The following is a 9,816-nucleotide window of genomic DNA, read 5'->3' as shown; positions in this document are numbered from 1 at the left end:
CGCGCCCGGATCGCCCGGGCGGCGGCGGCCCCGCGCTCGGCGGAACGGCAGGCCAGCAGCACACGGGCGCCCGCGTCGGCGAGCTGCACCGACGTCCAGAACCCGATGCCGCCGTTCGCGCCCGTGACGAGGATCGTCCGTCCGGCGAGGTCGGGCAGGCGCGGCGCCGCGCTCACGAGAGGGTGCCCACGCGGGTCACGCGCACGACCGCCTCGCCGGCCTCGTTCGACGCGTCGAGGTCGACGGTCGCCTCGATCCCCCAGTCGTGGTCGCCCTCGGGGTCGTGCAGCGCCTGCCGCACGGTCCACTCCGTCGAGCCCTCGGTGATGGTGACGAGCGCCTGGCTGCGGGCGTCGCCGTCGGTGAGGATCCGGTCGTACTCGCCGAAGTAGCCGTCGAGCGCGTCGCCCCACGCGTCGGCGTCGAAGCCGGCCGCCTGATCCAGCTCGCCCAGCGCCTGCAGGTCCTCGCGCGCCGCGAGCTGCACGCGGCGGAACATCTCGTTGCGCACCAGGATCCGGAACGCGCGCGTGTTCGACGTGAGCAGCTTCGGCGCGGGCGGCAGCACGGGCGCGTCGCCGGGCGCGGCCGTGGGGTGCGACAGCTCCTCCCACTCGTCGAGGAGGCTCGAGTCGACCTGGCGCACCAGCTCGCCGAGCCACTCGATGACGTCGAGCAGCTCCTCGGTCTTCGCCTCGTCGGGGATGGTCTGCCGCAGCGCCCGGAACGCGTCGGAGAGGTAGCGGAGCACGAGGCCCTCGGAGCGCATGAGGCCGTAGAAGGAGATCAGCTCGCTGAAGCTCATCGCGCGCTCGTACATGTCGCGGACGACCGACTTGGGGCTCAGCGCGAAGTCGCCGATCCACGGCTGGCTCGCCGCGTAGGTCGTGAACGACTGGTCGAGCAGCTCCTCGAGCGGCTTCGGGTGGGTGATCGTCTCCAGCAGCTCCATGCGCTGGTCGTACTCGATGCCCTCCGCCTTCATCGCCTGCACGGCCTCGCCGCGGGCCTTGAACTGCTGCTGCGAGAGGATCGGCCGCGGGTCGTCGAGGGTCGCCTCCACCACGCTCACCATGTCGAGCGCGTACGTGGGCGACTCCCGGTCGAGGATCTCGAACACGGCGACCGCGAACGGCGACAGCGGCTGGTTGAGCGCGAAGTCCGCCTGCAGGTCGACCGTCAGCGTGATGCGCGTGGGCCCGCCGTCGGGGTCCGCCACCTGCTCGACGATGCCCGCCGTCCGCAGCGTGCGGTAGATGGCGAGGGCCCGGCGCGCGAGCGCGAGCTGCCGGATGCGGGGCTCGTGGTTGTCCTCGACGAGCGCCCGCATGTTGGCGAACACGTCGCCACCGCGCGCGATGACGTTGAGCATCATCGCGTGGCTGACCTGCATGCTCGACGTCAGCCGCTCGGGCTCCGCGTCGATGAGCTTCCGGAAGCTCGGCTCGCCCCAGGAGACGAAGCCCTCGGGCGCCTTCTTGCGCACGAGCTTGCGGCGCTTCTTCACGTCGTCGCCCGCGCGCTCGAGCATCTTGATGTTCTCGGTCTCGTGCTCGGGCGCCTGAGCGACCACGGTCCCCGCGGTGTCGTACCCGGCGCGGCCGGCGCGCCCGGCGATCTGGTGGAACTCGCGCGCGTTGAGCTGCCGCATGCGCGTGCCGTCGTACTTGGTGAGGCCCGTGAACAGCACCGTGCGGATGGGGACGTTGATCCCGACGCCCAGGGTGTCGGTGCCGCAGATCACCCGGAGCAGGCCCTGCTGCGCGAGCTGCTCGACGAGCCTGCGGTACTTCGGCAGCATGCCGGCGTGGTGCACGCCGATCCCCGAGCGCACGAGCCGCGACAGCGTCTTCCCGAACGCGGTGCTGAAGCGGAAGCCGCCGATGAGCTCCGCGATCTCGTCCCGCTGCTCGCGCGAGACGATCTTGATGCTGGAGAGCGCCTGCGCCCGCTCGAGGGCAGCGGCCTGCGCGAAGTGCACGATGTAGACGGGCGCCTGCTTGGTGTCGAGCAGCTCCTCGACGGTCTCCTGCACGGGCGTCACGGCGTAGTGGAAGAAGAGCGGGACCGGGCGCTCGATCCCCGTGATGCGCGCGGTCGGCCGCCCCGTGCGCCGGGTGAGGTCGTCCGCGAGGTCGGTCACGTCGCCGAGCGTCGCCGACATGAGCACGAACTGCGCGTGCGGCAGGAGCAGGAGCGGCACCTGCCAGGCCCAGCCGCGCTGCGGATCCGCGTAGAAGTGGAACTCGTCCATCACCACCTGGTCGACGGGGGTGTCGGCGCCGCCGCGCAGCGACCGGTTGGCGAGGATCTCGGCCGTGCAGCAGATGATCGGCGCGTCGGGGTTCACCGAGGAGTCGCCCGTGACCATGCCCACCTGCGCGGCGCCGAACAGCTCGACGAGCGCGAAGAACTTCTCCGAGACGAGCGCCTTGATGGGCGCCGTGTAGTACGAGCGACGGCCGCGGGCGAGCGCCGCGAAGTGCGCCGCCACCGCGACGAGCGACTTCCCGGTGCCGGTCGGGGTCGAGAGGATGAGGTTCGCGCCCGACGCGATCTCCAGCGCCGCCTCGTCCTGCGCCGGGTACAGCTCGATCCCCCGCGCGACGGCCCAGTCGGCGAACGCGTCGTAGATGGCGTCGTCGGTCGCCCCGTCCACGGCCAGCCGGGCCGCCTCCTCGGTGAGCGTGGGGGCGAGGGCGGTGTCCGACATGATGCGTCCATCCTCCCCCACGCGCCCCGCCGCGGAGTTCTCCACAGGCGGCAGGGCGCGCCGGGCGCCAGCGCGTACGGTGCCCGGATGCCGTCCCTCCCGCTCGACCCGCTCCACGATCGCGCCCCGCTCGACCCCGCCTCCGCGCCGTCCGCCGAGGCGCAGGGGACCACCCCGGATCACGGGGCGCACGGCGCCGACACCGCCGTCGGAGCCAGGGCCCCGGAGGGCGTCCCCGCCGACCCGGAGGCGGAGCGGGCTCGATGGCGCGACCGCCGCACCGGGGTCATCGCCCTCGTCGTCGTCACGATCGCGCTCTGGGCGGTCATCGCCGCCGCGGTCGGCTTCGCGACCACGATGTAGCGCGGAGCCGCGGGCGATCCCGGTGCCCCGCCGCAGCCCGGGACGGGCCCCATGCCCGGGTATCATCTCCTGTGCCCTCCGACGCCCTGCCCGACGACCCCGCCCGCCCCGCGGATCCCGTCACCCCCACGCCCGACACCGTCCCCGCCGCTGCGTCCGAGCCGGCCGCCTCGCCCGACGCCGCACCCGTAGCGCCCGAGCCCGCCATCGATCCCGCCGACCTCGCCGTCGCGCTCCGCGTCCTCGGGTCGCTCGCCGACATCGACGAGGACCACCCGGACTTCGTCGCCGTCCGCCGCGCCACCGCCTCCATGTTCAAGGAGGTGAAGAAGGCCCGCCGGCTCGAGAAGCGCGAGGCCGTCGCCAGCGCCGACCGCGCCGTCGTCGCCGCCACCGCGACGGGGGCGCCCGATCGCATCGACGACGAGACCCGCGGCATCCCGCTGGCGATCACGACCGCCAAGCCGACCGCGGGCACGCTCATCCGCTCGCGCCCCTGCTACATCTGCAAGCAGCACTACACGCAGGTGGACGCGTTCTACCACCAGCTCTGCCCGGACTGCGCGCTCCTCAACCACGCGAAGCGCGAGGCCCGCACCGACCTCACCGGCAAGCGGGCGCTGCTCACGGGCGGCCGCGCCAAGATCGGCATGCACATCGCGCTGCGCCTCCTCCGCGACGGCGCGCACACCACCATCACCACGCGCTTCCCGCGCGACGCCGTCCGCCGGTTCGCCGGCCTGCCGGACGCGCACGAGTGGGTGCACCGCCTGCGCATCGTGGGCCTCGACCTCCGCGACCCGGCGCAGGTCATCGGGCTCACGGACGCGGTGGCGGCCGCAGGTCCCCTCGACATCCTCATCAACAACGCCGCGCAGACCGTGCGCCGCTCCCCCGGCTCGTACGCGCCGCTGTCGGAGGCCGAGGCCGCGCCGCTGCCGGACGGCGACCTCCCCGAGCTGCTGACGTTCGGCCACACGGCCGACGCGCACCCGGCGGCCCTCGCCGCGTCCGTCGCCGCGCACCCCATCCTCTCCACCGCGACGGGGATCACGGCCGCCGAGGTCACCGAGCTCGCCATGACGGCAGGGTCCTCCTCGCTCGCGCGCCTCGCCGCCGGCACCGCGATCGACGCGGGCGGCCTCGTGCCCGACCTGCATGACGCGAACAGCTGGACCCAGGTGGTGCACGAGGTGGATCCGCTCGAGATGCTCGAGGTCCAGCTCGCCAACGTCACGGCGCCGTTCCTGCTCGTCAGCCGCCTGCGGCCCGCGATGGCGGCGTCGGAGGCGCGCCGCAAGTACGTCGTCAACGTCAGCGCCATGGAGGGCCAGTTCGCCCGCGCCTACAAGGGCCCGGGCCACCCGCACACCAACATGGCGAAGGCCGCGCTCAACATGATGACCCGCACGGCGGCACGCGAGATGCGCGAGACCGACGGCATCCTCATGACGAGCGTCGACACCGGCTGGATCACCGACGAGCGCCCGCACCCCACGAAGGTGCGCCTCGCCGAGGAGGGCTTCCACGCCCCGCTCGACCTCGTGGACGGCGCAGCTCGCGTCTACGACCCCATCGTCATGGGCGAGGCCGGCGAGGACATCTCGGGAGTCTTCCTGAAGGACTACCGCGTCGCCGAGTGGTGACGCCCCGCTCCACCTGACACGACGAGAGGCCCGGACCCGCATCGCGGTGTCCGGGCCTCTCGTCGTGGGAGCGGCTACTCGACGGCGTCGAGGTCCGTCTCGAGCAGCGCCGCCAGCTCGTCGAGCGCGGCGTCCGCGCCGTCGCCCTCGGCGGTGAGCACGACCTCGTCGCCGTTCGCGGCGCCGAGGCTCATGAGCGACAGGATGCTGGTCGCGTCGAGCGGCGTGCCGCCCGGCTTGCTGATCTTCACGGGCACGCTCTGCCGGCGCACGGCCTCGATGAAGAGGGATGCGGGACGGGCGTGCAGGCCCACGCGGCTGCCGATGGTGGCGGTGCGCTCGGTCATGGTCGTTCTCCTTCTGGTGGTGCGGATGTGACGGGCGGGATCGGGCGGGGACGGGATCAGGCCGCGACGGGGACGCCCTGGTCGACGGACGCCGTGGCCGCCGCCTCGGGGCGCTTCGTCGTGAAGCGCTTGAGGAGCACCACGAGGAACGCGGAGATGACCGCGCCGACCGCGACCGACGCGAGGAACCCGAGGAACGTGCCGTTCATGGCGAAGAGTACGAAGACGCCGCCGTGCGGGGCCTGCGAGACGACGCCGAGCCCCATCACCATGGCGCCGGTGACGGCTCCGCCGACGATGCTCGCGGGGATGACGCGCAGCGGGTCGACCGCGGCGAACGGGATGGCGCCCTCGGAGATGAACGCGGCGCCGAGGAGCCAGGCGGCCTTGCCGTTCTCGCGCTCGGCCGGGCTGAACAGGCGGCGGTCGATCACGGTGGAGGCGAGCGCCAGGGCGAGCGGCGGGACCATCCCGGCTGCCATGACCGCGGCCATGATCTCCCACGGGGTCTGGTCGGTGATGGATCCGGCGCCGAGGCCGGCGACCGCGAACGAGTAGGCGACCTTGTTGATGGGGCCGCCGAGGTCGATGCACATCATGACGCCGAGGATGACGCCGAGCAGGATCGCCGACGCGCCCGTGAGTCCCGAGAGGAAGTCGTTGAGGCCGCGCGTGAGCGCCGCGATCGGGCCCCCGAGCACCATGACCATGAGGCCGGAGGCGACGATGGAGGCGAGCAGCGGGATGATCACGACGGGCATGAGGCCCCGCAGCCAGCGCGGCACGTCGATGCGGCCGATCGCGTAGGCGATGCCGCCCGCGAGCAGGCCGCCCACCAGGCCGCCGAGGAAGCCGGCGCCCATGATGACGGAGATGGATCCGGCGACGAACCCGGGCGCGATGCCCGGCCGGTCGGCGATGGCGTACGCGATGTAGCCGGCCAGCGCGGGCACGAGGAACGCCATCGACGCGTTCCCGATCACGAACGCGACGGCGCCGAGGTACTGGCCGAGGCCGCCGTCGGGCAGGTTCGCGAGCGAGTTCTGCAGCACCACGTCCGAGGCCGTCTCGGTGATCCGGTACCCGCCGAGGAGGAAGCCGAGCGCGATGAGGAGGCCGCCGCCCGCGACGAACGGGATCATGTAGCTGACGCCCGTGAGCAGCCAGCGCTTGAGGCGCGCGCCCACCGACTGGGACGACTGCGGGGAGGCCTGCTCGGATCCGGCGGCCGCGGAAGCACCGCCAGGGACGCGCGGGGCGTTCGGGTCCTCCGCTGCCGCGACGGCCTCCGCGACCATCTGGTCGGGCTGGTCGATGCCGCGCTTGACGGGCGACTGGATCACGGGCTTGCCGGCGAAGCGGGCGCGGTCGCGCACGTCCACGTCGACCGCGAAGATGACGGCCGTGGCCCGGGCGATGATCGCGGGGTCCACGGGCGTGACCGAGGAGGATCCCTGCGTCTCGACGTGCAGCTCGACGCCGGCGCGCTTCGCGGCGGCGACGAGCGAGTCGGCCGCCATGTAGGTGTGCGCGATGCCGGTGGGGCACGCGGTGACGGCGATGAGCACGGGCGCATCGGCGGCAGGAGCGGCAGCGGCCGGGGTGGACGCCGACGCCGCGGGAGCGGATGCGGCGGGAGCGCCCGTCGAGGAGGCGGGCTCGTCCACGAGCGCGCCCTCCACGAGCGAGACGACCTGGTCCTCGTCGGTGGCGGTGCGCAGCGCCTCCACGAACTCGGGCTTGATGAGCGACCGGGCGAGCCGCGACAGCAGCACGAGGTGCTCCTGGTCGGCGCCGTCGGGCGCGGCGATGAAGAAGACGAGGTCGGCGGGGCCGTCCGGCGCGCCGAAGTCGACGGCGGGCCTCGGCCGCGCCATGACGAGCGTGGCCTCCGTCACCGCGGCGGAGCGGCAGTGCGGGATCGCGAGCCCGCCGCCCATGCCGGTGTCGGTCTTCGACTCGCGCTCCCACGCGTCGGCGAAGAGGGCGTCGGCGTCGGTGGCGCGGCCCTCGGCGACGACGCGCTCGGCCAGCGTGCGGACGGCGTGCTCGCGGTCGGCGCCGAGGTCGGCGTCGAGGAGCACGAGGCGGTTCGTGATGAGCGATGGCATGTTCTTCTCCAGGTGGGGCGGGTCAGCGATCGGCGGCGATCGGGAGGAGCGGCCGGACGGTGACGCTGTCCGGTCGTGTCTGGTCGGGGGACGGCATGGTGCTGCCGGGCAGGGACGCGGCGGCGGATCCGTGGGCGACGGCCTGCGCCAGCCGCCCCTCGGGTCCGGCACCGCGGTGGTCGGCGAGCAGGTAGCCCGCGAGCGACGAGTCGCCCGCGCCCACGGTGCTCACCGGCACGATCGGGGGCATGGTGGCGAGCCACCCGCCCTCCGCCGTGGTGAGGACGGCCCCCCGCGCGCCGAGGGTCGCGAGGACCGCCCTGCAGCCGCGGGAGACGAGGGAGCGGGATGCGTCGTGGGCGAGCCGGGGGTCCGCCTCCAGCGCATCCGGGTCGGGGAGGCCGACGAGCTCGGCGAGCTCCTCGGCGTTGGGCTTGACGAGGTCGACGACCGCGTCGGACGCCACGAGCGCGGACATGGGCGCGCCCGAGGAGTCGACGGCGATGCGCGGGGCGGCGTCGCCGAGCTCGGCGCGCACGGCCTGCACCACGCGGGCGTGGAAGTCGTCGTCGAGGCCGGGCGGCAGGGATCCCGCGAGCACGAGCCAGGTCGCGCGGCGCGCGTGCCGGATGACGAGCGCGACGAGCGCGTCCGCCTCGGCCGCTGACAGGACGGGACCCGGCTCGTTGACCTTGGTGGTCGTCCCGTCGGGCTCCGTGAGCGTCACGTTCTGGCGCACGCGACCCTGGATGTCGAGGTGGTCGAGCGGGATCCGCTCCGCGGCCAGCGCCACGAGCATCGGGTCGTCGAGGCGTCCGGGCAGGAGCGCGACGGTGTCGAGGCCGGAGGCGATCAGCGCGCGCGACACGTTGACGCCCTTGCCGCCCGGCTGCTCGGCGACGCCGCGGGCGCGCTGGACGGCGCCGCGCGCGAGGGCGCCCGCGAGGTCGATGGTGCGGTCGAGGCTCGGGTTGGCGGTGAGGGTGAGGATCACGCGACCATCACCTCCACCTCGGCGGCGGCCAGCGCGTCGGCCAGCGGGCCGTCGGGCGCGACGTCCGTCACGAGCGTGTCGAGGTCGTCGAGGGCGGCGAAGCCGACGAGCGCCTCCTCCCCCGCCTTCGACGCGTCGACGAGCGCCACGGCGCGTCGGGATCCTCGGGTCAACGCGGTCTTCACGGCCGCCTCCTCCTCGTCGGGTGTGCTGAGGCCGAACTCGGCGTGGATCCCGTTGGCGCCGATGAAGGCGATGTCGGGACGCAGGCGCGCGAGCTGGCCGAGGGTCGCGGGGCCGACGGCCGCGCTCGTGATGCCGCGGACGCGTCCGCCGAGCAGCTGCACCTCCACGGCCGGGTTCCGGGTGACGGTCTGCGCGACCGCCATCGAGTGGGTGACCACGACGAGCGTCCGGCCGGCGACGTCGGGCCGCCAGGCGGCGACGCGCTCGGCGACGAGGCCCGTCGTGGTGCCGGCGTCGAGGGCGATGGATCCCTGGAAGCTCGGGGGCACGAGGCGCATGGCCGCGTCGGCGATGCGCTCCTTGGCGGCCGTGTTGCGGGAGCTGCGCGCGTCGAGGCTCTCCTCGGCGCGTGTGGAGTGGTCGGCGCGGACGGCGCCGCCGTGCACGCGACGCAGCACGCCGCGGCTCTCGAGCTGGGCGAGGTCCCGGCGCACGGTCTCGGTCGTCACGTTGAAGTCGCGGGCCAGGCCCACGACCGCCACGCGGCCGGTGCGCTCGAGGAGGGCGACCACCCTGTCCTGGCGCTCTTCGGCGTACATGGGCGGTCTCCTTCGACTCCGTGGGGCAGATGCGCCTCGCGTCCTCGCACTGTAGTCCGCATCCGCAGGAGAAGCAACACGAACCCACACGAAGCCACATGAAGCCAGACGCGGGCGTCCCGCCCGCGCGCTCGGGGTCAGCGCCCGAGCGCCGCCTCCTCCTCGCGGAGCACGTCCGCGAGGACGCCCGCCTCCCACGCGAGCCCGGCCGCGTTGGGATGCAGCGGCACGGATCCGGCGCTCCCGCCGAGACCGGCGACGTACGGATCGCCCGCATCGCCCGCGCACGCGCCGCGTTCCGCGGTCGGCGTCTCCTGGTCCACGAAGCGCGCGCCCGCGTCGGCTGCCGCCCGGGCGATCGCGGCGTCGAGCTCGCGCTGGATCCCCGCGAGCCACGCCGCGTCCCGGTCGGCGAGGAGCACCTGGCCGTTGACCTCGGACGACGCGGTCGCCCGCAGACAGCCCTCCGCCGGCAGCGCGTCGGGGTCGCCGAGCACGGTGAGGTAGCCGAGCGCCACGATGCGCGCATCGGGCGCAGCGGAGCGGATCCGCGCGAAGGCCTCGCCGAGACGCGTCGCGACCTCCCCGTCGATGCGCGCGCGGACGGCGTCGGTGCCGCCTGCGGGGGCGAGGGCGTCCACGCACGTCGCGGGCCCAGCCGCGACGGGGCCGTCCGGATCCCGCGCGAGGCATCCGCCGACGAGGGCCGGGAACCCGAGGTCGTTGCCCCCGAGGCGCACGAGGACGACGTCGGCCCCGTCCGCGAGGGCGTCCAGCTGCGCGGGCACGGTCTGCCCGCCGCGCTCCACCGGGGCGGCGAGGTCCGCGGTCGTGGCGCCGTCGCAGGCCGCGTCGAC

The 9,816-nt window shown here is 74.2% G+C and carries 8 protein-coding genes; 2 read left to right on the top strand and 6 right to left on the bottom strand.

Translation table 11 applies throughout. From position 1 onward, the window contains the following. Positions 1-172 precede the first annotated feature (172 nt). The gene (locus DZG00_RS08085; RefSeq protein ID WP_119381787.1) at positions 173-2,713 is read right to left on the bottom strand and encodes a DEAD/DEAH box helicase; all 2,541 of its coding nucleotides are present in this window, start codon (positions 2,711-2,713) and stop codon (positions 173-175) included. Between the two features lie 87 nt (positions 2,714-2,800). Between DZG00_RS08085 and DZG00_RS08080 the strand changes: the two genes are divergently transcribed. Next, positions 2,801-3,076: a hypothetical protein gene (locus tag DZG00_RS08080; protein WP_119381788.1), complete on the top strand. Its 276-nt coding sequence runs from the start codon at positions 2,801-2,803 to the stop codon at positions 3,074-3,076. Between the two features lie 71 nt (positions 3,077-3,147). Continuing rightward, positions 3,148-4,722: an SDR family NAD(P)-dependent oxidoreductase gene (locus DZG00_RS08075; RefSeq protein ID WP_199688909.1), complete on the top strand. Its 1,575-nt coding sequence runs from the start codon at positions 3,148-3,150 to the stop codon at positions 4,720-4,722. Between the two features lie 74 nt (positions 4,723-4,796). Here the strand turns inward: DZG00_RS08075 and DZG00_RS08070 are convergent, their stop codons facing one another. From DZG00_RS08070 to DZG00_RS08050, 5 genes are all read right to left on the bottom strand, one after another. After that, positions 4,797-5,069, bottom strand: a complete 273-nt coding sequence (locus DZG00_RS08070) for an HPr family phosphocarrier protein (protein WP_119381789.1) — start codon at positions 5,067-5,069, stop codon at positions 4,797-4,799. Positions 5,070-5,125: 56 nt separating this feature from the next. Next, a complete protein-coding gene (locus DZG00_RS08065) occupies positions 5,126-7,180 on the bottom strand; it encodes a PTS fructose transporter subunit IIABC (RefSeq protein WP_119381790.1) in 2,055 nt (684 codons plus the stop codon). Between the two features lie 22 nt (positions 7,181-7,202). Next, complete coding sequence (locus tag DZG00_RS08060) at positions 7,203-8,174, bottom strand: 1-phosphofructokinase family hexose kinase (protein WP_119381791.1); 972 nt, start codon at positions 8,172-8,174, stop codon at positions 7,203-7,205. After that, positions 8,171-8,959: a DeoR/GlpR family DNA-binding transcription regulator gene (locus tag DZG00_RS08055; RefSeq protein WP_119381792.1), complete on the bottom strand. Its 789-nt coding sequence runs from the start codon at positions 8,957-8,959 to the stop codon at positions 8,171-8,173. The genes DZG00_RS08060 and DZG00_RS08055 overlap by 4 nt, the downstream gene beginning before the upstream one ends. Before the next feature lie 137 nt (positions 8,960-9,096). Further along, the coding region (locus DZG00_RS08050; RefSeq protein ID WP_119455517.1) for a GDSL-type esterase/lipase family protein at positions 9,097-9,816 on the bottom strand (720 nt) is incomplete at its 5' end.

This window comes from Clavibacter lycopersici (genome assembly GCF_003576405.1).
Lineage (GTDB): Bacteria > Actinomycetota > Actinomycetes > Actinomycetales > Microbacteriaceae > Clavibacter > Clavibacter lycopersici.
This window is presented reverse-complemented; position numbering and strand designations above follow the sequence as displayed.

Bases quoted from the DNA above. Each gene is read 5' to 3' on its own strand.
- DZG00_RS08055 (WP_119381792.1), bottom strand. From the start codon at position 8,959: ATGTACGCCGAAGAGCGCCAGGACAGGGTGGTCGCCCTCCTCGAGCGC.
- DZG00_RS08070 (WP_119381789.1), bottom strand. From the start codon at position 5,069: ATGACCGAGCGCACCGCCACCATCGGCAGCCGCGTGGGCCTGCACGCC.
- DZG00_RS08065 (WP_119381790.1), bottom strand. From the start codon at position 7,180: ATGCCATCGCTCATCACGAACCGCCTCGTGCTCCTCGACGCCGACCTC.
- DZG00_RS08080 (WP_119381788.1), top strand. From the start codon at position 2,801: ATGCCGTCCCTCCCGCTCGACCCGCTCCACGATCGCGCCCCGCTCGAC.
- DZG00_RS08085 (WP_119381787.1), bottom strand. From the start codon at position 2,713: ATGTCGGACACCGCCCTCGCCCCCACGCTCACCGAGGAGGCGGCCCGG.